Origin of the sequence: Huijunlia imazamoxiresistens (assembly GCF_037132455.1) — a bacterium.
In the GTDB taxonomy this organism is placed as follows: Bacteria; Bacteroidota; Bacteroidia; order Chitinophagales; family Chitinophagaceae; genus Flavisolibacter; species Flavisolibacter imazamoxiresistens.
Map to the genome: position 1 here is coordinate 1 of NZ_JBBBEI010000045.1, position 24998 is coordinate 24998.

The following is a 24998-nucleotide window of genomic DNA, read 5'->3' on the forward strand; positions in this document are numbered from 1 at the left end:
TTGTGAGGCTTTTTTACAGCCAATGCACACCTTAATCTATTGATAATTAACCTATTGGAATTTTCAGGGATTCCCTAATTGGTTAATTGGGTATTAGGAATTGGGAGGAAGCATCCGTAAAGGACAACCCCTAATTCCCAATATCCTAATTAACCAATACCTTCTTTAGGCTTTGGGCTCTGCCTTGGGCTGCTGTGCTTTCGCGATGCGCGCCGGACGGGACTTGCCAAATGATCCTTTGAAGATTTTTCCTTTTTTGGTTTTTTTATCACCTCTACCCATAGTTAAGAAATTTAAGACTGCAAATGTAGGGATGAAAAAACAAAAGCTCCGTTTTGAAACGGAGCTTTAATAAGTTCGGCGGACATTACAGCTTGGAAGAAAGCTCTTTACCGGCTTTGAAGCGGGCTACTTTCCGGGCTTTGATCTTAATCACTTCACCGGTCTGGGGATTGCGGCCGTTACGGGCGGCACGCTTGGATACCGAGAACGTTCCAAAACCCACCAAAGTAACTTTACCACCGCCTTTCAGCGTTTTTGTAACAGCTTCTACAAAAGAATCCAGTGCTGTGTTGGCCTGGGTCTTTGTAATGCCAGCATCTTCGGCAATTTTGTTGATCAATTCAGCTTTGTTCATAATCTTTTTTTTATGGTTGACGGCGACAAATTTAGCCGGTTTTTAGTTGCGACAAAATAAATGTGGGCATTTTCCGGTTTTATTTAATCGGCTCAAATCCTTATGGGACAAGGGTTTGGGAAACGGGGTATTGGTTAATTGGGATATTAGGTATTCGGAATAACACTCCGCCGCCGGAGCATCCCAATACCCCAATTAACCAATGAACGAATTCCCTGCTAGTGCACTACTTCCATGATCGTGCGAAAAGCAATAAAACGCTGGCCCCACTTGGCATAGGCTTTCTGGCTCAGGCTGTCCATAAACTCTTCCAGGAAGCGCTCGTACTGGGCCAGGCTATCGGCAAAATACTGTACGGCAAAGGTGGGTCCTTCCTCGTCGTCCACCTCCAGCAGGCGCAGCAGGCTGAAGCGTGTAAAACAGCCAGTGGCCACCATTTCAGGGCCGTGCTCGGTCAGCTGCCAGCGCTGCCAGTCCTCGGCAATTTCTTCCTGCACTTTTACGGTTACGTTATATAAAAGCATCGTACTTAGTTTAAAGATTCAGTGTCTATTTCCGCGTAAACCGGGCAATGGTCGCTGTGTTTTACATCGGGATAGATCTCGGCATCCTTGATCCGGGAGCGCAGCGGTTCGGTAACGGAAATATAATCGATGCGCCAGCCTTTGTTGGCCAGCCGCACGCTGGGAAAACGCTGGCTCCACCAGCTGTAACGGTGGGGTTCGGGGTGCACCTGGCGGAAGGCGTCCACCCAGCCGTTGGTGTAGAACTTGTCCATCCAGGCCCGTTCATCGGCCAAAAAACCCGAGGTGTTCTTGTTGCGCACGGGGTCGTGGATGTCGATTTCCTTGTGGGCGATGTTGTAGTCGCCGCAGAGGATAATGTTGGGCTGTGTTTCCCGCAATCCCTGCACATAGGTATAAAACTCATCCAGCCACTGGTATTTGTACTCCTGGCGCACATCGCCCGAGGTACCGGAAGGAAAATACGCATTTATGAGCAAAAGATCGCCAAAGGTGAGGCGGATCACCCGGCCCTCGTCGTCGCTGACCTGGTGGCCGGTACCGCAGTCTACACTGTCGGGCCTGACCTTCGAAAAGACCGTCACCCCGCTGTAGCCTTTTTTCTGGGCGCAAAACCAAAAATCCTGGTAGCCCAGGTCGTTGAATACCGAGCAATCCACATCCGATTGCTGCGCCTTGGCCTCCTGGATGCAGATCACATCGGCCGGGTGGGTCTGCAGCCAGTCGCAAAATCCTTTTTTCATGGCGGCCCGAAGGCCGTTGACGTTATAACTGATGATTTTCATATTGCTGGAAAAAGGCCGAATATAACGCAAGCGGGAAGGAAAAATGCAAAACTGGCCTTGAATTCGATCTACAAAAGGGTATGGCAAAACATGATCCTATTATCCCTCCGAAACAGCACGTGTACCTCGAAGGCCCCAAAAGCCGGGGGTATGAATTCAAATTCGCCCTGAAGGTTTTGTGGGAATTTATCACCGCCTTCCGCTGCCTGCATTTTGTAGGCCCCTGCATCACGGTATTCGGCTCCGCCCGGTTCAAGGAAGACCACCACTACTATGACAGCGCCCGGGAATTCGGGCGGCGCATAGCGGCCATGGGCTTTACCACCATGACCGGCGGCGGGCCCGGCATTATGGAGGCCGCCAACCGCGGCGCGTTCGAAAGCGGCGGCATGTCGGTGGGCTGCAACATCCGCCTGCCTTTTGAACAAAAGCACAACCCCTACATGCAAACCTGGGTCACCTTCGAGCACTTTTTTACCCGCAAGGTCATCCTGATCAAATACTCCTACGCCTTTATCATCATGCCGGGCGGCTTTGGTACAATGGATGAGCTTTTTGCCACCCTTACCCTCGTCCAGACCAAGACCATCACCACCTTCCCGATTGTATTATTCGGAAAGGAGTATTACAAGGAACTGATGGATGTGCTGCACTACATGGCCCGGAAAGGCACCATCTCCGAGGCCGACATGGCCCTGGTGCTGCTCACCGACGACATCGACGAAGCCATGGAACACATCCGCAAATACATCGAGCAAAACTACAAGGTCCGGCCCCGGAAAAAACGCGCCTGGTGGTTGTTCGAAAAACGGTAAGCGCCTGCGGAGTTCACGAGTTTACGGGTTTACGAGTCGTTTCCGGGTCGCGGGCAGTCTTTGCGAATGAAGAAGCTTTCAAAGTTTTTCCATTCCTGTTTGCCCATTGTTTATTGCCCATTGCCGATTGCTTTACTTTTGCGGCCATGAAAAATATCACGACCATCATATTCGACCTCGGTAATGTGCTGATTGACTGGAACCCCGATTACGTGTTCGACAAGCTGTTTACCGACAAGGAAGCGAAAAAGCATTTTCTGCAGAACATCTGCACTTCGGACTGGAACGAGCAGCAGGATGCCGGCCGCACGATTAAGGAAGCCACCGAGGAACTGGTGGCCAAATTTCCCGAACACAAAGATCCTATCGAAGCTTATTACGGCAAATGGATCGAAATGATCGGCGGCCCTATCCACGATACCGTGGAGATCTTCCGGCAACTGAAAGAGTCGGGCCGCTATAAGATCTACGCCCTGACCAACTGGAGCGCCGAACTGTTTCCCCTGGTACTGGCGGAATATGAGTTCCTGCATTGGTTCGACGGGCGCCTGGTAAGCGGCGAGGAAAAGATCCGCAAGCCCCAGCCCGAGTTTTACCAGCTGCTGCTCGACCGCTTCGAGATAAATGCCGACGAAGCTTTTTTCATCGACGACAACCTGCGCAATATCAAAGCGGCGGAAGCCATGGGCATCCGCAGCCACCACTTTACTTCGCCCCAGAAGCTGAAAGAAGAACTGCAACAGCTGCAACTGCTGAACGGTTTAGCAAAATAAACAATAGGCAATAGGCAATGGGCAAAAAGGAAGGGTTTCCGGTTGCTTATTGCCTATTGCCCATTGCTTTGTAACTTCAAGTACACTAAAACCAGCCATATGAAAAAAATTCTGTTTGGCGCCTTCCTGCTTTTGGGCATCAGCACCAGCTCCCAGGCACAACTGTTAAAAGACCTGTCGCAAAAAGTGCTCAAGGACAAAGCGCTGCCGGTAGGCAACCTCCTGAAAAAGCCGGCCCCTATTACCACTTCTTTCGAGGACGTGAACCTGCAGGGATCCAAACCCGAAGACTTCGGCAACGAGAAGACGTACAAGCCCCTGAGCGGACTGAAGCGTTCCGAAAACGGGGGGTATATCCTGCAGCCCGGCTATTACGAAATCTTCAACAAAAGCTACTGCCTGAAAGCCGGCACCCACGGTCCCAGCCAGGGCGACGGCTACATGTTTGCGCCCACCAAAGGCCCGAAGGACAATATCGTCAACAGCATCTTGCGCAACTCGGCCCGGCATACCGAGATCCCCCAGCACGAGGTGCAGGTATTGCTGTGGGCCATCATCGCCAAAAGCAAGTTTGCCGACATGACCGGCCGGCTGAAGGCAACGGCCGCCCTGCTGCTGACACCCCAGGAAATCCTGGAACTGAACGGTGGCGCTATCGGCACCCTTTCCGACGCCGCCCTGAAAAAAGAGATCATCCATATGCCCGCCGCCGTTCAGCAGGTTATGGAGGCCGAAAACAAGATCCGCGGCCTGGTGGCCTCGGGCGTGGATCGCTTTGAAGATTACGAGCAATGGGCGATCCTGGCCGGCGCCGCCCCCAACGACCGCCCGGACGTGAAAAGAGGCATGTGGAGCCTGCACCCCGACGGCTACTACGTGCGCTACATGCCCCAGGGCTACCAGCGCACAACCGTGCAACTGTACGTGCCGGACGCCCTGAAGGACGCCAACGTGGTGTACGACGCCGTAGGCGACATCGCCTGCCCCGCCAATACCGGCGCCCAGCGCCTGGCGCAAACCAATGAGCCGCTGAAACAATAAAACAGCGATACGATCCGGGTGGAAAAGATCACGTAAAGGAATGGGCGGCGCTCATTCCTTTACTCGTTTATTAGGGGTACTAATCCTTGTCGGGATCATGATAAGCGCCGAAGACAAACATAAAAAGACCATAGCAGATGGTTCCTGCAGCCACGATAATAAACCAGCCATGCCCTACATCATCACCGATAAAATCAAAAGCCTTGTCGGTATTGACCACATACTGCGGGTTCCCGGATAAAGCCGCTTTTATGAGGAAATAACCCATGATGCCGATAATAATACCCCGGGCAAAATGCCCTGCCCATGCAAGCACCTGGATGGCCGTTCGCTTCCACCGCACCAGCTGATCTATATCCATTCGTTCCCGGTAGGCCCGGGAAAGTACATAGCCCACCTGCCCTAAAGCCACAATGCCGGTAATAATGCCGATAACCAACAAGGCCCGGTCGCCCCAGCTCTCGCTGAGGATCTGGCGGGCCAGTTCCCGTTGTGCCGTTGGCTGGCCCGTATCCTCGAGGCCTCCTTTACCCGATAAGGTCTGAACAGCGGAAAAGGCAATCAGGGCATCGGCAAAGCCGCTCAGGGCCGTCACCCCTCTTCTTAAAATACCCTTCAGGGACGTTCCGTAACCGTAAGGGTCCCTGATGGTTTCATAGATGCGCCAGCTGATAAAGGCAACCATGCCCAGCAGGATAAAGCCGACGAACAGCTTGCCTATAAAATACCTGTTTAAAAACACCAGCAGGCTGTCCTCATCGGCACCGCCCTCTTTGAGCTTCAAAAATGAAAGGATAGCAATGATGCCGATAGCGGTGTACACAATGCCGGTGGAAAGGCAGCCCCATCGGGGCAGGTAATAAACAAACCATGTTTTCTTTCTGCCTTCTTCCATGAAGCAAAACAAATAAAAAAGGCTGCAAAAGCATTTCGCTTTGCAGCCTTTTTCTTTATAAGACGGCCTCACGGCCTAATATTCCAATTAACCAATTAACTAATTCCTAATCCAGCACCGGACGCAGCCAGCGTTCCATTTCGTCTGCGGGCAGCTCTTTGCGCTTCGTGTAGTTTTCGAGCTGGTCGCGCTGGATCTTGCCGATGCCGAAGTACTGGCTTTTGGGGTGGGCGATGTACCAGCCGCAAACCGAGGCCGCCGGGTTCATGGCCAGGCTTTCGGTCAGCTCGATGCCCACGTTCTCCGTTGCCTGCAGCAGGGAGAACAGCTTCCATTTTTCGGTATGGTCCGGGCAGGCCGGGTAACCCGGGGCCGGGCGGATACCCTGGTAGCGCTCCTTGATCAGGTCTTCGTCAGAAAGGTTTTCGTCCGGTGCGTAGCCCCACAGCTCGGTCCGCACCTTGTGGTGCAGGCATTCGGCAAAGGCTTCCACCAGGCGGTCGGACAGCGCCTGTACCATGATCTTGTTGTACTCGTCGTGCTCCTTCATGAAGCGGTCGCGGTGCACTTCCATGCCCTGGATGGTCACGGCAAAGGCGCCCATGTAGTCGGCAGGCTGCTCGCCCGGCTTGATGAAGTCGGCCAGCGAGAAGTTGGGCTGACCGGCGGCTTTCTGCACCTGCTGGCGCAGGAACTCCAGCTTCACCTCTCCCCTGTCGGTTTGCAGGCAAACGGTATCGGCGCCGTTGCTGGCGGCGGGCCAGAAGCCCACCACGCCATGAGCGGTGAACCATTTTTCGTCCACGATCTTTTTCAGCAGCGCCTGGGCATCGTGATAGAGCTTGGTGGCTTCGGTACCAATTACTTTGTCGGTCAGGATGTCGGGGAAGTGCCCGCCCATTTCCCAGGCCATGAAGAAGGGCGCCCAGTCGAGGTATTGGGCGATGGTGGCCAGGTCAAAGTCGCGGAATACTTTTACGCCATCGACGGCAGGTTTCACCGGCTGGTAGTCGTCCCAGGCGATCTGGGTTTTGTTGGCCGCCGCCTTTTCGTAGGGCAGGTAGGCCTTGGCGGTCTTTTTCTTGCCAAAGGTTTCCCGCAGGCCGGTGTATTCTTTAGAAAGGTTTTCCAAAAACGTCTTTTTCTGGTCGGTGTTCAGCAGGTTGCCGGTAACGGTCACGCTGCGCGACGCATCGAGCACGTGCACCACGCCGTTGTCGTATTCCGGGGCGATCTTCACGGCCGTGTGCATGCGCGAGGTGGTGGCGCCGCCGATCAGCAGGGGCTGCTTCATGTTGCGGCGTTTCATTTCGTGGGCCACGTGCACCATCTCGTCCAGCGAAGGGGTGATCAGGCCGCTCAGGCCGATGATGTCCACGCCTTCTTTCTGGGCGGTGTCCAGGATCTTGTCGGCCGGTACCATCACGCCCAGGTCGATCACGTCGTAGCCGTTACATCCCAGCACCACGCCTACGATATTTTTGCCGATATCGTGTACGTCGCCTTTTACCGTGGCCAGTAATATTTTAGCGGCGCCGGCGGCTTCTTCGCTCTGTGTGCCGGCAGCCAGGTGGGCGGCTTTGCGCTCTTCCTTCTCCTGTTCGATAAAAGGTGTGAGGACGGCCACCGATTTTTTCATTACCCGGGCGCTTTTGACCACCTGTGGCAGGAACATCTTGCCGGCGCCGAACAGGTCGCCCACTACGTTCATGCCGTCCATCAGCGGGCCTTCGATCACGTCGAGGGGCTTGGGATATTTCTGGCGGGCTTCTTCGGTATCGGCCTCAATAAAGTCGGTAATGCCGTTCACCAATGAATGTTTCAGGCGCTCTTCCACGGAGGTGCCTCTCCAGGCATCGTCCTTTTTTTCTTCCTTGCCCTTGGCCTTTACCGTTTCGGCAAAGCTTACCAGGCGCTCGGTGGCGTCGGCGCGGCGGTTGAGGATCACGTCCTCGCACAGCTCGCGCAGCTGCGGCTCGATCTCGTCGTACACCACCAGCTGGCCGGCGTTCACGATGCCCATGTCCATGCCCGCCCGGATGGCGTGCAGCAGGAACACGGAGTGGATGGCTTCGCGCACGTGGTCGTTGCCGCGGAAGGAGAACGACACGTTGCTCACCCCGCCGCTGATCTTCGCCAGGGGCATGCGTTTCTTGATCTCGCGGGTGGCCTCGATAAAGTCCACCGCGTAGTTGTTGTGCTCCTCGATGCCGGTGGCAACGGCAAAGATGTTGGGGTCGAAGATGATGTCTTGGGGATCGAAGCCTACCTGTTCGGTCAATATTTTGTAGGCCCTTTCGGAGATCTCCACCTTGCGGGCGAAAGTATCGGCCTGGCCCACTTCGTCGAAGGCCATCACCACTACTGCGGCGCCATAGGACAGGCAGATGGTGGCTTGTTCGATGAACTTCTCCTCGCCTTCCTTCAGCGAGATGGAGTTGACGATGCACTTGCCCTGGACGCATTTGAGGCCGGCTTCGATGATCTCGAACTTCGAGGAGTCGATCATGATGGGGATGCGGGCGATGTCGGGCTCGGCCTGCAGCAGGTTCAGGTAGGTGGTCATGGCCTTGACGCCGTCGAGCAGGGCGTCGTCCATGTTCACGTCCAGCACCTGGGCGCCGTTCTCTACCTGCTGGCGGGCCACGCTCAGGGCTTCTTCATATTTGTTTTCGCGGATCAGGCGCGCAAATTTCTTCGATCCCGTTACGTTGGCGCGTTCGCCGACGTTCACAAAATTCGACTCGGGACGGACCACCAGGGGTTCAAGGCCGGACAGCCTCAAAAAGGGTTTTATGCTGGAAACAGACATTTTCGGATAGACAGCTTTTGCTTGTTGCGTTAAAAGGTTTTCTCCACCACCGGCAGGGGGCGGGGCTTGATGTTTTGGACGTGCTGGGCGATGTGGCGGATGTGGTCGGGGGTGGTGCCGCAGCAGCCGCCCACGATGTTCACAAAGCCTTCCTTGGCCCATTCTTCCAGGAAGTGGCCGGTATCGGCGGGTTCCTCGTCGTACTCACCCATGGCGTTGGGCAGGCCGGCGTTGGGATAGGCCGAGGTATAGCAGGCCGCGATCTGGCTCAGCTCTTCGATGTGGGGGCGCATTTCTTTGGCACCCAGGGCGCAGTTCAGGCCGATGCTCAGGGGATGGGCGTGCAGCACGGAGGTATAAAAAGCCTCCAGGGTCTGCCCGCTCAGGGTGCGGCCCGAAGCGTCGGTGATGGTGCCGCTGATCATGATGGGCAGCTCGGGCTGCTTCGTATCGCGGAAGAATTTCTTGATGGCGAAGATGGCGGCCTTGGCGTTGAGGGTGTCGAAGATGGTTTCGATCAGCAGCAGGTCCACGCCGCCTTCCACCAGGGCCTTCACCTGTTCGTAATAGGCTTCCATCACCTCGTCGAAGGACACGGCCCGGAAACCGGGGTTGTTCACGTCGGGCGAAAGCGAGAGGGTTTTGTTCATGGGACCGATGGCACCGGCTACGAACGCTGCTTCCCTTCCCGCTCCTTCGGGGGAGGCCAGGAATTCGCGGACGGCTTCCTTCGCCAGGCGGGCGGCGGCCACGTTGATCTCGTACGACAGGTCTTCCATGTTGTAGTCGGCCATGGAGATGCGCTGGGCGTTGAAGGTGTTGGTTTCGAGGATGTCGGCGCCGGCGGCCAGGTATTCGGTATGAATGGCTTTGATGATCTGCGGCTGGGTGAGGCACAGCAGGTCGTTGTTTCCTTTGATATCGGAAGGCCAGTCTTTGAACCGTTCGCCCCGGTAGTCGGCTTCGGTGAGCTTGTAGCGCTGGATCATGGTCCCCATGGCGCCATCGATCACCAGGATGCGGTCGTTCAGTAATTCGCGGATGTTCTTCATCTTGTTAAATTAATGCTCGTGAGGGGCGGGGTCGTCCAGGGTGAATGAGCAAAGGTCGCAGGTGAATGGTATAGCGTCTTTAGTACCTTAATCCGGGAGTCTGTAAGCATCCATTCACGATAAACGATCGCGATTCATGCGGGAGCTGTTAAACGACAGGAAACCTTCTGCGGGACTTTCGTGCGTTTATTAGTTCCGTTTAAAAGGCCGAACAATAAACAAATCCGCCCTAAAAACCGCAAAGGTAAGGGAAAATAAGATTAGGGGGCCGGAAGGCCGGCCCCTACTTCACATAGCTTTCCACCGGCAGGCGGTTCTGAAGGCTGCGGGCCAGGGTCATTTCGTCGGCGTATTCCAGCTCGCCGCCGAAGGCAATGCCGCGGGCAATGGTGGTCACTTTAACGCCGGGGGGCAGTTTCTTCTGGATGTAATAAATGGTGGTATCGCCCTGGATATTCGGGCTGAGGGCGAAGATCACTTCGGTGGTTTCCTCCTTTTGGGCGCGAACCACCAGGGTGTCGATATTGAGCTGCGCGGGACCGATGCCGTCCAGGGGCGAGATCACCCCGCCGAGCACATGGTAGGTACCGTTGAACTGCTGGGTGCTTTCCAGTGCGATCACGTCGCGGATGTTTTCCACCACACAGATGGTATCCTGCTTGCGCATGGTGTTGGCACAGATGGAACAGAGGTCGGCGTCGGCCACGTTGTGGCAGCGCTGGCAGAACTTGATCTCGCTGCGCATGCGGTGCACCACCTCGCTGAAATGCTGTACTTCCTCGGCCTCCTGCTTCAGCAGGTGCAGCACCAGCCGCAGGGCGGTTTTTTTACCGATCCCAGGCAGTTTGGCAAACTCATTTACCGCTGTTTCTAACAAAGCACTTGAAAATTGCATAGTCTGCAAATTTACGCCAAAACGCTGTTATCACCCTGTTATTAAAGGGCTATAACGACAGGTTGATATCGTTGCGGATGCCGGCTTTCACATTGATGGTCTGGCCGGTGGGGCGCACCAGCTCGGGCTGCTTTTTGGGGCCGAAAAACTGGCCGGGATCCCATTTGCCGTTGCCGTTGCGGTCGAACAGGATGCGCAGCTCGTACTCGCCGGGCACAAAGAGGTTCTGGGCAAACTGGCCGCTTTTGACGGAGGTGGAAAAGACCACGGCTTCGTTCTGCACGAACAGCAGCACGGGCTGTTGGGTCGTATCCACGTTGCGCACCCGGATGCGGATGCCGCCATAATCTTTCTGGGACTTCGTGGTAAAATTGAGGGTGTCGGTTTTCAGCAGCTTGCGGCCCAGGGTATCTTCGGCAAAGTCCTTATCCACGATGAGGTTGTAATCGGCGCCCTCTTTCCAAGCCGTTTTCAGGCGTAGTTGCTTGCGGCTGGAATCCAGGGTGACCGAATAGTTCGGCACGGGGGTGAAGACCGTATCGGTGGTCAGCCGCATTTTGGTGGAGTCGAAGGTGCGCAGGGGCCGCTCGAAGGTGAGCAGGAAATCCTGGAGCAGGTCCTGTGCCCCCTGTTCGTAGTTCATCCGCAGCCGCTTGTCGCCGGCCTTACCGCCCGCAGGGGCGGTCGGGGTCTTTTTCTGTTCTTCCTCCTCCCGGTACGCATAAAGGGTAAGCGGGTCTTTGCGGCCCGAAACCACGGGCGAGTCGGCAAAGGCAAAGTACTGCCGGGGGCTGGTGTAGCGGCGCAGGGTGCCCGCATCGCCCAGGGCGTAAATGGCAAAGGTGTCGCGGGGCAGGTTGCGGAAGGTAAAGCGGCCGGCGCTGTCGAGCTTGGTGGCATAGCGGGGCCGCTGCTTTACCACGGCCGAATCGGTCCGGTCGACATGCAGCACGACGGTAATGGTGGTGTCCACCTGGCCGGACTGGGCCAGGAGCACGCTGCCGCTGAGCTCCAGCGAGTCGAGAAAGGGTCCCGTGGAAAAGGTATAGGTAAAGTTGGCAAAGGGGTTGCCCTCGTTGATATCGCGGATGGCGTTGCCGAAGTTGAAGGTATAGGTGGTGTTGGGCAGCAGGGAGTCGCGGAGGCGGACATTGATGGTTTTGAGCTTGACCGACACCTCGGGCACGGTTTCAAACAGGGGGTTGAACAGCAGGTTCTGCTGTACTTCCTGCAGGTCCACGTATTCATTGAAGGTAAGGGTAATGCGCTTGCCCCTGAAATTCAGGGTCGAGTCTTTGGGGGCGGCGCCGACCAGCACCGGCGGCAGGGAGTCGCGCGGGCCGCCCGTGGGGGGGATGATATTGGCGCAACCCGGCCCACTGATGGCCAGCACGGTAAATATGAAAACGATAAACGATATATAAAGCGCAGATTTTTTCATGAGTGGGGGCAAACTTAAACCCTTTCTGAGAAAGAAGGGGGCGGACCGGGCCCTTAATTGTTAAAAATAGAAAGACGGGGCAATGAACCCTGGCGCAAACTACCCGCTAAATTGCCGCTTTCTCCCACCCTTTATCCCCTGCAGGAGGCCTAAGTTTGTCCTGTCAATAACAACCCTTCAAAACGAATCCATATGCAAAAGATCACCACCGTCCTGTGGTTCAACGACAAGGCCGAAGAAGCCATGAATTTTTATACCTCCATCTTTAAAAACGCTTCCGTTCAACACAGCCGGCGCTACGGCAAAGGCGAACCCGGGTCTCAGGGCACTTTTTTGACGGGCTCCTTCGTCATCGACGGGCAGGAATTTATGGTGCTGAACGGCAACGCGCAATCTTCCTTTTCCCCCGCCACCTCCTTATTTATCAAATGCGAAACCCAGCAGGAAGTGGACGAGCTTTGGGCCCGGCTGTCCGAAGGCGGGCAGGAACTGCAGTGCGGCTGGGTGACCGATCAATTCGGCGTCACCTGGCAGGTGATTCCCACTGTGCTGGAAAAGCTGCTTTGGGACAAGGATGCGGCCAAAGCCACCCGGGTCATGCAGGCCATGATGAAAATGGTCAAGATCGACATCGCCAAGCTGGAACAAGCGGCCGAAGAGCCGGCGACGGCCTAAGCCTGTAAAAACAAACACCCCACAATCTTTAAACGCTTTAATCATAACGACCATGAAAAAATTGCAATTCTCCATCGACGTCAACGCTCCGAGGGAAAAAGTATGGAAGGTCCTCTGGGACGATGCCACCTACCGCAGCTGGACCAGCGTATTCAGCGAAGGCTCCCATGCTGTCAGCGACTGGAAGGAAGGCAGCAAAATCTATTTCCTTTCCGCCAACGGCGACGGCATGAACAGCGTGATTGCCAAAAACATTCCCAACGAATTCATGTCGTTCCAACACCTGGGCATGCTCAAGGACGGCAAGGAAGTACCGCCGGATGCGGAAACCGAAAAATGGGCGGGCGCCCTGGAAAATTACACGCTGAAAGGCCATAACGGTGCGACCACCCTGACCGTGGATATGGACGCCACCGAGGAATTCGAGGCATACTTCCAGGAAAAGCTGCCCCAGGCGCTAGACAAGGTAAAACAGCTGGCCGAAGGCTAAACAAACCCCCGCAAGCTGGCTGCACTCCCTTAACACCCGTCCCGGAAGTCTTCTTCCGGCGGCAGGTCGTAAAGGGCCACAGCCAGCTTGCTGGTCTTTACAAACGAACACCAGTAACAACCTTCCCGGCCGCAGCCGGTGTAAAAGTCGCGGTCCTGCACCCGGTTCCAGGCCGTGGTCACCTGGTTTTTTACGGTTGCCAGGTCGGCGGGCCCCACCATTACCATTTCCCGCACATACGCCCCTTTTTGATCCGGCTCCACGAAGTCGAAGGCGACGCCGGTTACGTTCCAGTCCTTGGCCGTGTAGTACTGCAGCAACAACACATAAAAGACCGCCTGCCGCCAGTAGTCGCCGCCTTCGGGGTCGCTGTCCGATGGAGGCACCAGCTTTTCCCTTGCTTTTTCCAGGTCGCCGGTCTTGTAATCCACCACCAGGGCGTCCCTGCCCCTGAACTCGATCTTGTCCATCCTCCCCTTCAGCGGCACTTCGTCCACCAGCAGGTGTCTTATGGTAAATTCCACGGAGACGACTTTATTCCACGAGCCGATGTAGCGGTGGTAATAGGGCGGCAGCAGCCTGAAGCCCTGTTCCAGCCGGCGGGCAAACCCCTCGGGGGTAAAGCCGGAGCGGTGGCGGTGCATGTAGGCGGCAAAATCGTCCAAAAGCGTTTCCACGGGCGGGAACCGCTCCTGGGCCTGCATTTTGCGAAACAGCTGCTCCAGCGCATGGTGCACGGCGGAACCGAATTCGGCGGCTTCGTTTCGGCCCGACGGAACCCGTACGATGTAGTGGTAATAAAATGCCAGGGGGCAGCGCAGGTAGGCATTGAGGGCCGACACGCTCATCGAAAACTCTTTTACGGCCCGGTGCTCCAGCTCGTCGTCCAGGGCGGCGATCCGGGGCACAACCCGGTGGCGGAACGCAACAGGAGTAAAGCCAGCGGTGCCGGCTTTTTCCACGGGCAGGGGATGCCCGAAGATTTCAGACAGGTACCGGGTGGGCTCCTGCGCCTGGCCACCAGGGGAACGGCTGCTACAGGAAAGATAGAGGTAGGTACGGGCACGGGCCAACGCCGTATAAAACAGGCGCCGCTGCTGCTCCTCCCGGTCCGGGGATGCCAACAACGCATCGGCGAACCGGAAGCCCCGCAAAGGCTTCCGGTGCTTTTCCCAACAGGAAGTGGTGCAGCCGGCAAAGAACAGGTGGTCGAATTCCTGATCGGGGGCATCGTGAACCGTCCGCAACTGCACGCCCGCTTCCTTGCCGGCATCCGGCTCCGGCAGCACCAGCCCTTCGTGCTGCGCTCGCCCCAGGCGGTGCAGGAAGGACTCCAGCCGCAACTGCGGGTGCCGGCGGCATTCTTCCCGCACATGCGTCCGGAAACCGTCCAGAGGCCCTTGGGGGCAATGCGCCTCAAAGCCACCCTCGGCCATTACCTTGTCCACCAGTTCGGACAAGCCCGTATGAGGGACGGCAGCAATAAGCCCTTCGATAACCGTTAGGGCCTCTTTCAGGGAGGCGGGCGGCGGCTGCCAGAAAAGATCCGTGGGATGCTCGTGCACTTTATCGTGCAGGTAGCGGCGCAGCGAGGTAGGCTTGCGGCCGTACCGGAGGGCGGCCACCTCCCGGCTGGCCCGCACCATTTCGACCGGCGGGATGCCCCAGCATTCAAAATGCAGGATACGGAACAGCATTTCGTCGCCGCTGTACGGCAGGTCGTTTTCAGCCGACAGGTAGTGCAGCAGCAGGATCAGTTGTTGCACCGGCGGCTCGTCCAACAGGTTGCCGCGGCGCCTGAGCGTAAACGGTATGCCTGCCCGCTGCAGGCAGGCGGCCAGCTCCGCTCCCTGCCGGTCCTCGCGGTACAGCACACCCACGGAAGCGCCGGCGGCCCCTCCCAGCTCTTTGATCCGAAGGGCTATGTGCTCCATTTCGTGTAGCGGCGACGGGTATTCGTACAGGCGGACATCTGCACACGCCCCCATACGGTCCACGGCCATGCGCTGTTCCGCATCCATTCGGTTATACGCTTCGGTAAACTTCTGTGGTAGTTTTTCCAGGAGAAAGGTCATGCTATAAAGCTAACGGAAACCTGCCTCTCATTGCATCGCTTAGCTATATGTTAAATGGTTTTTAAGATGCCTCGTTATCCACCCGGTTTCCACACTCTGGCACATTTTTGTCTTATTGGTGACAGACACCAAAATCTTTCAGCCTATCTAAAAATTTACTTTATGAAACACATCCTTCCCATTGCAGCTATAACCGCCCTGATGGCCACCGCCTGTAACACAACTCCTAAAACAGAAGTTCCTGTAACCAAGGAAGCCCTGGTACCCGTTGCGGATACCGCCGGCTTTGCCCAGTTCCAGGAATTCAAAAAACAGGAAGAGCTGAAGAAGGCTGCTGCCGCCCAGGCCGCTGCTGCACCGGCACCCGCAGCCTCGTACGCGGTGGCCCGCTCGTCTTCCGGTTCTTCCCGGAGAAGCTATAGCAATTATGAAGGAGGCTCCATGAACTCCGAATCCGGCAATGCCGCACAAGCTCCCCAGAAAAGAGGCTGGAGCAAGGCCGCCAAAGGCGCCGTGATCGGTGCCGGTACCGGCGCTGTGGTAGGAGCCGTTGTCAATAAAAGAAACCGCGTGGTAGGCGGCGTAGTCGGCGGCGTGCTCGGCGGCGGCGTGGGCTACGGCATCGGCCGCCACATGGATAAAAAAGACGGCCGCTACTAAACTTTGTCAGACGGTTGGTTTCTCTCAACGCGGGGTTTTACCGGAAAACGTTCTCACCGGGTAAAACCCCGCTCTTTTTTTGCCCCTGCACCCAACAATATCTACCGGCATTTGTTAAAAAAGGGATACTTTTTGGTCCATATACCTTTCTTCAAGCATTATCCATGGCCAAAATACATGTACTCAAAAGCGTTCAGAAGATCCCGGTAAGCCTGGAACAGGCCTGGAGCTTTTTTTCCGATGCCGGCAACCTGCTCACCATCACACCGCCCTTCCTGAATTTAAAGATCACCAACAAGCAGCCCCGGACCGAAATGTATCCCGGCCAGATCATTACCTACAAGGTAAAGCCGCTGCTGGGCATCCCGGTTTTCTGGATGACCGAGATCACGCACGTGGAACCGCTCAAGCTGTTCGTGGATGAGCAGCGCAAGGGTCCCTACACCCTCTGGCACCACCAGCACCACTTCGCTTCGATCCCGGGCGGCGTGGAGATGACCGATATCGTGCATTACGGCCTGCCCTTGGGCGTTGCCGGCCGCCTCGCCCACCTGCTCACGGTAAAACAACAGCTGAAAAAGATCTTTACCTACCGCTACTTCAAAGTCAACGAACTCTTCGGCGACTGGCCCGGCGAATCGCTCCACCTCGAAATGGAATGAATTAAGGAATTGGTTAATTAGTTCATTGGTTAATTGGGCCTTGGATATTGAAACACTTCTCTTATTTCCTAATACCCTAATTAACCAATATCCTAATTCATTCACAATCCAGCACTTGCACTCCGGTTTTCCAGGCGCTATTGAGCTGTTCGAACTCGCGGGCATCTTCAGGCGATAATTCTTTATTTTCCAGGCGGCCCAGGTCGGGCTGGCCGGCGTCCACCCAGGCGGTGTACCAGAAAGAAGCCACCGCCACTATGGATTGCCGCATCCGCCGCTCGATCATTCCTTCGAGCCGGTCGCTGTAGGCCCGGCAGAAGGCGGCGGAATACTGCCGCACCACCAGCCCGTTGCGCTCCTCGAAGGCAAACTTTTTGTCGGCCGGGAAGCGGGCCGTCAGCTCCCGCTCGCAGCGCAACACCGTGTCGGCCGCCGCGGCGCTTTCCAGCACCCGCTTCCAGATAAAACCTGCAGGGTCTTTAATATAGGCTGCCTTGCCCACAAAAAAATCCCATTCCTTTTCGGCCAGCAGCTCGGGAATGCGGCTTTCCCAAAAACCGTGAATGCCCTCCTGGCCGGTGAGCTGGCCATTGTGGTTGCTGGAGGCATGCAGCGGCACGTGCAGGTCGGCCAGGTAATGGCCGATCTCCGCCGACAGCTTCAGGATCCGCGCTGTGTTTTTTTCCTTGAAGGCATGGGTAAGGCGTCGGTGCATCAGGAGGGTCCACCAGGGAACAATGCCGTAGCGCCGCAGGCTGTCCTCGCCATAACGGGCGACCGCCTCATCCCAGCGGCGGGGCAGCGAATCGAAAGGATAGGCGCCGTAATGGTCGATATCGATAAAGTGCCGCGGCCCCTCCTCCGGCACCACGTACCTTCTTTTATCCGGGTCCACGGCATGGAGGGCCAAAAAATCGATCTGTTTTTTATAAAAGACCATCATGGGCGGCGGCAACAGGAAGACCGCCTGGTAGTTGATCTTGCGGTGCGCAAAGAAGCCCCAGCAAAAGCAGCGGACCGCCAGCAGCAGCAAGGTTATGGTAACGAACGCTTTTTTCATGAACGCTCCCCCGGAGAACGAATAAGATACACAGAATCGGTCGGAAGAAAAAAGCCGCAGTGCGACTGCGGCTTTTTGGAAATACGTTATGCGGGTATGAGGTCCTTATGCTTTTCCCGCTCCCAGAAACGGTGCTGGCCGATGGCGGTTATGAACCGGGCGGCGACCGTCTCCGCATCGGGATCGTTGCGGCCGGTAACGACGCCTTTATCCTCGGACAACTGGTCAAACAGCTGCAGCTCCGGCAGGCCGCAGGCCCCGATCACCTCTACTCCTTCACCCGTGGCGGCAATAGGCTTTCCATGCTTGTAGGCTTCCCGGATAAAATGCAGCGTATCGCCCATCTGCTGCATGCGTTCCGCCGATTTTTGTCCGCCGGCCACCAGCACCGCATCGTAAAGGACGGAACCCGTGGTGAGGTAACTCTTATCGGTCTGCAGGTCCGGGCCGGAAGCGGCCTTGCGCGTGCCCTGCATTTTAGAGATCACCTCGCAGACAGCACCTTCTTTGGTAAGGGCCGCTACTATTTCCTTCAACACCTGCCCCTCAAAACCATCCTCCGCCAGCACGGCTATTTTACGCCCCTTGATGGACGTTTTGCTTTTATTTTCCGCATTTTCCATACTGAGGGACGGCGACACTTCCACCCGGCGCTTGTCCGCATTTTTTGCCGGCGGCGTGGCCTTTTGCACGCCCGAAGGCTTATCCATGCCAATCCCTTCGGCCACCAGCCCGGCCAGGTCGCCGTCGATCCGCGCCAGGTGGTCCAGCATCCGGGCCCGGATGTGTTTTGTTTCCACCTTGCCCAGCTCAAAGCGAAGGGCTTCCATAATGTGCTTTTTCTCGGTTTCCGACATGCTGTTGTAAAACAGCTGCGCCTGCGTATAATGATCGCCGAAGCTTTCACTGCGTTCTTTTATCTTGACGCCCTCCACCTTCTGCGCATAATGCGTAAAGGCGCCGGCATCGGCCCCGGCAGCATAGGGACAACCGCCGGCCAGCGAATTGGGCGAGTAATTGACCCTTCCTTTATTTATAGTCTGGCGCATAAAGCCGTCGCGCTGGTTATTGACCACCGGCACATGGGGGCGGTTGATGGGGATCTCGGCAAAGTTGGGACCGCCAAGGCGGATGAGCTGGGTATCGGTATAGGAAAACAGCCTTCCCTGCAGCAGGGGGTCGTTGGTAAAATCGATGCCCGGCACCACGTGGCCCGGGTGAAAGGCCACCTGCTCGGTTTCGGCAAAAAAGTTATCCGGGTTGCGGTTCAGCGTCATCATGCCGACCCGCTTTACCGACACCAGCTCTTCCGGCCAGATCTTGGTGGCATCCAGGATGTCGAAATCAAAGTCGAACTCCTCGGCCTCGGTAATGATCTGCACACCCAGCTCGTATTGGGGAAAAGCACCTTTTTCAATCGACTCCCAGAGGTCGCGGCGGTTAAAGTCCGGGTCCTTGCCGGCAATTTTGAGGGTTTCGTCCCAGGCCAGGGAATGGATGCCCATCACCGGCTTCCAGTGGAACTTTACAAAGTGTCCCTCACCTTTCTCATTCACCAGCCGGAAGGTATGCACGCCAAATCCTTCCATATGGGCATAGCTGCGGGGCAGGGCCCTGTCGCTCATCACCCACATGATCATGTGCAGCGACTCGGGCACCAGGGAAATAAAGTCCCAGAAGTTATCATGGGCGGAGGAGGCCTGCGGTATTTCGTGGTGCGGCTCCGGCTTCACCGCATGTACGAAATCAGGGAACTTGATGGCGTCCTGGATAAAGAATACCGGCATGTTGTTGCCCACCAGGTCGTAATTGCCCTCGGTGGTGTAGAACTTGGTAGCAAACCCTCGTACATCGCGAACCGTATCGGCCGATCCGCGAAAGCCGGCCACCGTGGAAAACCGTACAAAAACAGGCGTTTCCAAAGAAGGATCGGTCAGGAACTTCGCCCGGGTGTAGGCTTTCAGCGTGTCGTCGTACACCTGGAACACCCCGTGCGCCGCCGCCCCGCGGGCATGGACAATGCGTTCGGGAATGCGTTCATGGTCGAAGTGCGTCATCTTCTCCCGGAAATGAAAGTCTTCCATCAGCGTGGCGCCCCGGATACCCGCCTTCAGCGAATCATCGTTCTGCCCCACTTTCACCCCCTGGTTCGTGGTCAGCTCGTTCTGGTTGCTTGCTTTTTCTTCTTTGGCCATAAGGTTACAATTTTTGTAAGAGGAAGAGCTATCAAATATTGTGCACCCCTGCCCGGGCAATGCCCCAAGTACATTCATTTTATTTTTCATTCGACCAAAACGCCGCAGCATTCGAAAAAAAAATAAAAAAAGTCGAAAGAATATTTTGATGATCTTTTGTTTGTATATTACAGATACAAGCGGCCACATACTTTCTCAAGGCCGCACTTCCCAAAAAACTTATCGCCTGCAGCCACTTTTTGACCCGTAGTCGAAAAGCAGCACCTGGTTATTTACATAGGAAAAACACCCATGTAAGGACACCTGGGCCTGCCCGTCCGTAAAGGAGCAGCCGTAGTGGTGCAGCGCGATGAAGAAGGTGTATTCATCATCATTAAAATAAACGCGTATGAATCCAACCAGCTACACACGAAAATTAGCCGAAGTAGGCATTTACGACATCGACGTCGTAGGCGGCAAGAACGCTTCTTTAGGCGAGATGCTGCAGCACCTGTCGCAACTGGGCATCAACATCCCCGACGGTTTTGTGGTAACGGTGGACGCATACCAGGCCTTTATCCTGCACAACGGGCTGGAAGCCCGCATCCGCGGCCTGATCCAGGGAATTGTCAATGACGACCTGGACTCCCTGCGCAGCGCAGGGGCGCAGGTACGCCAACTGATCCTCGACGGCGTATTCCCCGACGAACTGATGCTGCAGATCGAAGAGGCCTATTCCGCCCTCTGCCGCCAGTACGGCATGGAGGCCGTGGACGTGGCCGTTCGCTCCTCGGCCACGGCCGAAGACCTGCCCGACGCTTCCTTTGCAGGGCAACAGGAAACTTATTTGAACATCAAGGGGCCCGGCGCCGTCCTCTCCGCCATCCGGCACTGCTTCGCCTCGCTGTTTACCGACCGGGCCATCAGCTACCGCGAAAGCTTCGGGTACGATCATTTCGTCATCGGCCTGTCGGTTTGCGTACAGAAAATGGTGCGCTCCGACAAAGCCGTAAGCGGCGTGGCCTTCTCGCTCGACACTGAAAGCGGCTTTAAGGATGCCGTCATCATCAATGCCTCCTACGGCCTGGGCGAAATGATCGTGCAGGGCGCCATCTCGCCGGACGAATTCATTGTCTTCAAACCCACGCTCAGCGCCGGCTACCCCTCCATCATCGAAAAGAAAATGGGCGTGAAGAACCGTAAGATGATCTACGGCGACTCGCCCCACGAACGGGTAAAGATCGTGGACACCTCCAAAGCGGAGCAGGACGCCTTCTGCCTCTCCAACGAACAGGTCATCCAGCTGGCCCAGTGGGTCATGGACATCGAGGCGTACTACTCCATGATCAAGGAGCGGTGGTGCCCCATGGATATCGAATGGGCGGTGGACGGCCTTACCGGCCTGCTGTACATCGTACAGGCGCGCCCCGAAACGGTGCATTCGCGCAAGGAGGCCCGCTCCCAGACCCTGTACCATATCGAAGAAAAGAACCGGGCGGAAAAGGTGCTGCTGACCGGCATTGCCGTAGGCGATAAAATTGCCGCCGGCCCGGTGGTCATCCTCGGGGAATTCGCCAAGGACAGCGTCGAACATATTGAATTCGAAGAGGGCAGCGTGCTGGTGACCAACATGACCGACCCCGACTGGGAGCCGATCATGAAAAAAGCCTCCGCCATCGTCACCAACAAGGGCGGGCGCACCTGCCATGCGGCCATCGTGGCCCGTGAGCTGGGCATCCCTGCCGTGGTGGGCTGCGGCAATGCCACCGAACTGTTGTCGGAAGGCCGGGAGATCACGGTTTCCTGCGCCGAAGGCGAGTCGGGCATTATCTATGACGGCGTCCTGGAGTTTTCCGAACAGCGCATCCACTTCAACGAGCTGCCGCAAACCCGCACGCCGATCCTGCTGAACGTGGCTTCGCCGGACATGGCGTTCCATTTCTCGCACTTCCCGCAACGCGGCGTGGGACTGGCCCGCGAGGAGTTTATTATCAACAACTATATCAAGGTGCATCCCCTGGCGCTGCTGCAGCACGAAAGCCTGGGCGACGCCCAATTGTCGGCGCAGATCGCCCAGCTGACCAAAGGCTTCAAGGACGGGGAAACCTATTTCGTGGAAAAGCTGTCGTATGGCGTGGCCAAGATCGCCTCGGCCTTTTATCCCAATAAGGTCATCGTACGCTTTTCCGACTTCAAGAGCAACGAATACTACAACCTGCTGGGAGGAAAATATTTCGAGCCGCACGAAGAAAACCCCATGATCGGCTGGAGGGGCGCCTCCCGGTATTATTCGGACAAATACAAAGAGGCCTTCGGAATGGAATGCCGGGCCATCAAAAAGGTGCGCGAAGAACTGGGGCTCTCCAACGTGGTGATGATGATCCCCTTCTGCCGCACGGTGGCCGAGCTGCACAAGGTGTACGCGGTGATGGCCGAATACGGGCTGGTAAGGGGCAGGGACGGCCTGGAAGTGTACCTGATGGCCGAAATACCCTCGAACGTGATCATGGCCGACAAGTTCGCCCAGCATATCGACGGCTTCTCCATCGGCTCCAACGACCTGACGCAGCTGGTGCTGGGCCTGGACCGCGACTCGGCCCTGGTAGCCCACCTCTACGACGAGCGCAACGAAGCGGTGAAGGCCATGATCCGCACCGTGATCGCCGCCGCCAAGAAAGCCAAGGTAAAGGTCGGCATCTGTGGACAGGGACCTTCGGACTTCCCGGACTTCGCCCAGTTCCTGGTGGAGCTGAATATCGACAGCATTTCCGTCACCCCCGATTCCTTCTTCAAAACGGTCAATGCCGTACACTATATAGAAACGAAAATGGAAAATAATGCGGCAGTAGGGCCGAAGCTGGAAGTACGCTGACCACTCACGTTTTTGCATGTGCGCTTTTGTCACCAACATTTCCCGGAAACGGGAAATGTTTTTTTATTTATATAGGTTGGCCATTATAGGATCATTCCGCTGAAACCCGCCACCAGCAAGGGCTTTAACAATCCGTTGTGTGGTTAAGCATGCATAAAAAGGCCTTTTGTTGTGTTGCAGCACCTGTTTTTTCCCGCTAATTTTGATCTCAGATCATTCACAGGAAAGTACAACACAACGAATAGCCTCCCCGCTTTTCTTTTTTCCTGACCCTCTTTTGCCTGCCATACTGCGATTCCTGCTTGCCTCCCTGCGATTGCCGCCCCATTGATCAAACCGTAATTATTTCATTCAAATAAAACTGTTCGTTATGAATAACATGATCAGCACCCATATCCGCAATGCAGTGAAAAGCGTATTTGCTCCCGCAGCTTTTGCCTTCCTGTTCTCTATCCTGGCAATCCCCGCCACCGTACAGGCCGGCGACGGCATCACCACCACTCCTGTTGAAGTGAAGCTGGTAGGCCACATCGATGAAAGCCCCGTAGTGCGCATCGAGTTCAACAACACCGCAAAAGAGCAACTGTCCGTTATCCTGAAGGACGCCCAGGGCAGCATCGTATACTCCGAAAGATTTAACGGCGAGAAGTTCTCCAAGAACTTCCAGTTCGAGAAAGGCGCCGAAGACCTGACCCTCACCCTGACCATCCGTTCCAAGACCGAAAGAAGACCCGTGGTTTTCCAGATCAACAAAAATGTACGCGTAGTTGAAGACGTGGTGGTAACCAAGCTTTAATTGAGCCCGTTTCGCGATCCTATCCCCTGAAAACGCCTTCCCATCCGTATCCGGCCTGTGAAAAGCACCTGAAGCCTATCCGTTGTGTTCCTAATTTTTGAAGTTCCGGCCACTGCCGGAACTTTTTTTTGCAGGGTATTTGGGGCACCCTTACCGGCTTGTTCCCTAATTTAGCGCATGATTGAAGCATCGGAACTGCGGCTGGGAAACTACCTGCTGCAAAAAATAGCCAACAAGATCAGCATGGTCGCCTGCACCTACGCCCACTTTGAACTGCTGGCCAAAGGCGAAGGCAAACTGCTTTACCCCGTGGTATTGAAGCCGGAATTGCTGGAAAGAAGCGGCTTCCAGGAAAACAAGGACTACGCCCTGCTGCCCCAGGCGCGGGAATTTATTCTCCTGCTGCCGGTGATCGGCAACAATAAAAACGAGATCTATGCGTATATTAAGAGCAATGGCGAATGTTTTGGAAGGGCCGTGGTCAATGGCGCCGTTGCCAGCAATAATATTTTCCACCTGCACGGCCTCCAGAACCTGTATTTCGCCCTGACCGGAACAGAAATTGAACTGAAACCGTAAAATCATGGACGCGTCTACCCAATTCATCAACAACCTGCATCTTCCCTCGGATTATAAAGCCGTTACTTTCCACGAATGGCAACTGCAACAGGCCCGGGAAAAGCCCTATCGCCTGGTACAACGCCTGAAGCAGGTAAAGCAACGCAAGACAGCCGGGGAAAAAAGATCCTGAGTCGTTACCACCCTTCCCGGGAGTTAACGTCCGGGTCCATCCGCCCTGCCGGCAACCGGCAGGGCGGACTATTTTTACCCCTGTTGCAAATTGTTAATTGTCAGGCGCCTCTCCCCCACCGGCTTGCCAAACCGCCGTTTTTCTTAAATTCACCTGAAAAAGCAACAATTATGGGCCTGATCAAAGGGGGCAACCCCGTTTTATCCGACAAATCATTTGACAAAGTGTTCCGCGGCTCCGGCGAGCTGATGACCGTGCAAGGCACCGTCCAGAAGTTCGGGCTGATGTTCCTGATGGTACTGGCATCCGCCTCCTTTACCTGGAGCATGTTCTCCAAGGGCGTGGACGTCAGCTCCTGGATGTGGGGCTCCGCCATTGGCGGGTTCGTGGTAGCCCTCGTCATCACCTTTAAAAAGGAATGGGCGCCTTACCTGGCCCTGGCCTATGCCCTGCTGGAAGGCCTGTTCCTGGGTGCCATATCCGCCCATTACAATGCCCTCTTTAGCCAAAGTTATCCGGGCATCATTATGCAGGCCGTCCTGCTGACGTTCGGAACCGCCGGCGCCATGTACTTCTTTTACCAGACCGGCATTCTCCGCGCCACTCCCGTTTTTAAGAAAGTGATTTTTACCGCTACCGCCGGTATCGCCCTTTTTTACCTCATTGCCCTGGTACTGCGCCTGTTCGGCATCCAGATGCCCTTCCTGCACGAAAACGGCCTGATCGGCATCGGCATCAGCGTGGTGATCGTGGCGGTTGCCGCCCTGAACCTGATTATGGACTTTGACATGATCGAGCAGGGCGCCCGGCACGGAGCTCCCAAATATTTTGAGTGGTACAGCGCCTTCGGCCTGATGGTTACCATCGTATGGCTGTACCTCGAGATCCTGCGCCTCCTGTCCAAGCTGGCGTCCAGAGACTAGTTTACGAGTTTACGGGTTTACAAGTTCACAAGTTGCGAAGAGGGAAGTTTTCCTACCGGCTTAGTGATCATAAAAAAAGACGCTTGACAGCGTCTTTTTTTATGCGTATAAATTAGGGAATCCCTGAAAATTCCAATAGGTTAATTATCAATAGATTAAGGTGTGCATTGGCTGTAAAAAAGCCTCACAA

23 protein-coding genes and 1 pseudogene are annotated in these 24998 nt (G+C 55.8%); 12 read left to right on the forward strand and 12 right to left on the reverse strand.

Features of this window, described 5'->3' with window-relative positions:
• Positions 1–165: 165 nt before the first annotated feature.
• The 4 genes and pseudogenes from V9K67_RS25590 to V9K67_RS25605 form a co-directional block, all read right to left on the reverse strand.
• Positions 166–282: a 30S ribosomal protein THX gene (locus V9K67_RS25590; protein WP_336727729.1), complete on the reverse strand. Its 117-nt coding sequence runs from the start codon at positions 280–282 to the stop codon at positions 166–168.
• Between the two features lie 85 nt (positions 283–367).
• A pseudogene (locus V9K67_RS25595) lies at positions 368–664 on the reverse strand (HU family DNA-binding protein); the annotation flags it as partial.
• Positions 665–855: 191 nt separating this feature from the next.
• Positions 856–1161, reverse strand: a complete 306-nt coding sequence (locus V9K67_RS25600) for a DUF4286 family protein (protein WP_336727731.1) — start codon at positions 1159–1161, stop codon at positions 856–858.
• A gap of 5 nt (positions 1162–1166) precedes the next feature.
• A complete protein-coding gene (locus tag V9K67_RS25605; RefSeq protein WP_336727733.1) occupies positions 1167–1946 on the reverse strand; it encodes an exodeoxyribonuclease III in 780 nt (259 codons plus the stop codon).
• Between the two features lie 80 nt (positions 1947–2026).
• Between V9K67_RS25605 and V9K67_RS25610 the strand changes: the two genes are divergently transcribed.
• The 3 genes from V9K67_RS25610 (at position 2027) to V9K67_RS25620 (ending at position 4575) form a co-directional block, all read left to right on the forward strand.
• Positions 2027–2761 (forward strand): LOG family protein, encoded by a 735-nt coding sequence (locus tag V9K67_RS25610; protein ID WP_336727735.1) that lies wholly within the window; start codon positions 2027–2029, stop codon positions 2759–2761.
• Between the two features lie 146 nt (positions 2762–2907).
• Complete coding sequence (locus V9K67_RS25615; protein ID WP_336727736.1) at positions 2908–3534, forward strand: HAD family hydrolase; 627 nt, start codon at positions 2908–2910, stop codon at positions 3532–3534.
• Positions 3535–3633: 99 nt separating this feature from the next.
• Positions 3634–4575 (forward strand): hypothetical protein, encoded by a 942-nt coding sequence (locus V9K67_RS25620; RefSeq protein ID WP_336727738.1) that lies wholly within the window; start codon positions 3634–3636, stop codon positions 4573–4575.
• 79 nt (positions 4576–4654) lie between these two features.
• Here V9K67_RS25620 and V9K67_RS25625 read toward each other — a convergent pair whose 3' ends face one another.
• From V9K67_RS25625 to V9K67_RS25645, 5 genes are all read right to left on the reverse strand, one after another.
• Positions 4655–5470, reverse strand: a complete 816-nt coding sequence (locus V9K67_RS25625) for a DUF1206 domain-containing protein (RefSeq protein WP_336727739.1) — start codon at positions 5468–5470, stop codon at positions 4655–4657.
• Positions 5471–5576: 106 nt separating this feature from the next.
• Positions 5577–8408, reverse strand: coding sequence for a methionine synthase (gene metH / locus V9K67_RS25630; protein ID WP_432205903.1), 2832 nt, complete (start codon positions 8406–8408; stop codon positions 5577–5579).
• A complete protein-coding gene (locus tag V9K67_RS25635) occupies positions 8312–9334 on the reverse strand; it encodes a homocysteine S-methyltransferase family protein (protein ID WP_336727742.1) in 1023 nt (340 codons plus the stop codon). Before V9K67_RS25635 ends, metH begins: the two co-directional genes overlap by 97 nt.
• A gap of 283 nt (positions 9335–9617) precedes the next feature.
• Positions 9618–10229: a recombination mediator RecR gene (recR, locus tag V9K67_RS25640; RefSeq protein ID WP_336727744.1), complete on the reverse strand. Its 612-nt coding sequence runs from the start codon at positions 10227–10229 to the stop codon at positions 9618–9620.
• 49 nt (positions 10230–10278) lie between these two features.
• Positions 10279–11670, reverse strand: coding sequence for an Ig-like domain-containing domain (locus V9K67_RS25645; protein WP_336727747.1), 1392 nt, complete (start codon positions 11668–11670; stop codon positions 10279–10281).
• A 192-nt stretch (positions 11671–11862) separates the two neighbouring features.
• Here V9K67_RS25645 and V9K67_RS25650 point away from each other — a divergent pair, with 192 nt between their 5' ends.
• Together V9K67_RS25650 and V9K67_RS25655 are read left to right on the forward strand one after the other, a co-directional pair.
• Positions 11863–12345: a VOC family protein gene (locus tag V9K67_RS25650; protein ID WP_336727748.1), complete on the forward strand. Its 483-nt coding sequence runs from the start codon at positions 11863–11865 to the stop codon at positions 12343–12345.
• A 52-nt stretch (positions 12346–12397) separates the two neighbouring features.
• On the forward strand, positions 12398–12835 hold the full coding sequence (locus V9K67_RS25655) for an SRPBCC family protein (RefSeq protein ID WP_336727750.1): 438 nt from the start codon (positions 12398–12400) through the stop codon (positions 12833–12835).
• A gap of 29 nt (positions 12836–12864) precedes the next feature.
• Here the strand turns inward: V9K67_RS25655 and V9K67_RS25660 are convergent, their stop codons facing one another.
• A complete protein-coding gene (locus tag V9K67_RS25660; RefSeq protein ID WP_336727752.1) occupies positions 12865–14910 on the reverse strand; it encodes a PD-(D/E)XK nuclease family protein in 2046 nt (681 codons plus the stop codon).
• Positions 14911–15072: 162 nt separating this feature from the next.
• Between V9K67_RS25660 and V9K67_RS25665 the strand changes: the two genes are divergently transcribed.
• Both V9K67_RS25665 and V9K67_RS25670 read left to right on the forward strand, forming a co-directional pair.
• Positions 15073–15570: a glycine zipper domain-containing protein gene (locus V9K67_RS25665; protein WP_336727754.1), complete on the forward strand. Its 498-nt coding sequence runs from the start codon at positions 15073–15075 to the stop codon at positions 15568–15570.
• Positions 15571–15734: 164 nt separating this feature from the next.
• Positions 15735–16232 carry an SRPBCC family protein gene (locus V9K67_RS25670; RefSeq protein WP_336727756.1) on the forward strand — a complete coding sequence of 166 codons (498 nt, stop codon included), beginning with the start codon at positions 15735–15737 and terminating at the stop codon, positions 16230–16232.
• A gap of 97 nt (positions 16233–16329) precedes the next feature.
• On the opposite strand, the gene V9K67_RS25675 is transcribed toward V9K67_RS25670, so the two are convergent.
• Positions 16330–17292: a zinc dependent phospholipase C family protein gene (locus V9K67_RS25675; RefSeq protein WP_336727758.1), complete on the reverse strand. Its 963-nt coding sequence runs from the start codon at positions 17290–17292 to the stop codon at positions 16330–16332.
• Between the two features lie 86 nt (positions 17293–17378).
• Positions 17379–19487, reverse strand: coding sequence for a catalase (locus V9K67_RS25680; RefSeq protein ID WP_336727759.1), 2109 nt, complete (start codon positions 19485–19487; stop codon positions 17379–17381).
• Positions 19488–19875: 388 nt separating this feature from the next.
• On the opposite strand from V9K67_RS25680, the gene ppsA reads away from it, so the two are divergent.
• The 5 genes from ppsA to V9K67_RS25705 all read left to right on the forward strand — a co-directional run bounded on the left by ppsA (position 19876) and on the right by V9K67_RS25705 (position 24808).
• Positions 19876–22338, forward strand: a complete 2463-nt coding sequence (ppsA, locus tag V9K67_RS25685; RefSeq protein WP_336727761.1) for a phosphoenolpyruvate synthase — start codon at positions 19876–19878, stop codon at positions 22336–22338.
• A gap of 370 nt (positions 22339–22708) precedes the next feature.
• Positions 22709–23134 (forward strand): hypothetical protein, encoded by a 426-nt coding sequence (locus tag V9K67_RS25690; protein WP_336727762.1) that lies wholly within the window; start codon positions 22709–22711, stop codon positions 23132–23134.
• Between the two features lie 177 nt (positions 23135–23311).
• Positions 23312–23713, forward strand: coding sequence for a hypothetical protein (locus tag V9K67_RS25695; protein ID WP_336727763.1), 402 nt, complete (start codon positions 23312–23314; stop codon positions 23711–23713).
• Positions 23714–23717: 4 nt separating this feature from the next.
• Positions 23718–23885: a hypothetical protein gene (locus V9K67_RS25700; RefSeq protein ID WP_336727764.1), complete on the forward strand. Its 168-nt coding sequence runs from the start codon at positions 23718–23720 to the stop codon at positions 23883–23885.
• A gap of 170 nt (positions 23886–24055) precedes the next feature.
• Positions 24056–24808, forward strand: a complete 753-nt coding sequence (locus tag V9K67_RS25705; protein ID WP_336727765.1) for a Bax inhibitor-1/YccA family protein — start codon at positions 24056–24058, stop codon at positions 24806–24808.
• The last annotated feature ends 190 nt before the right edge of the window (positions 24809–24998 follow it).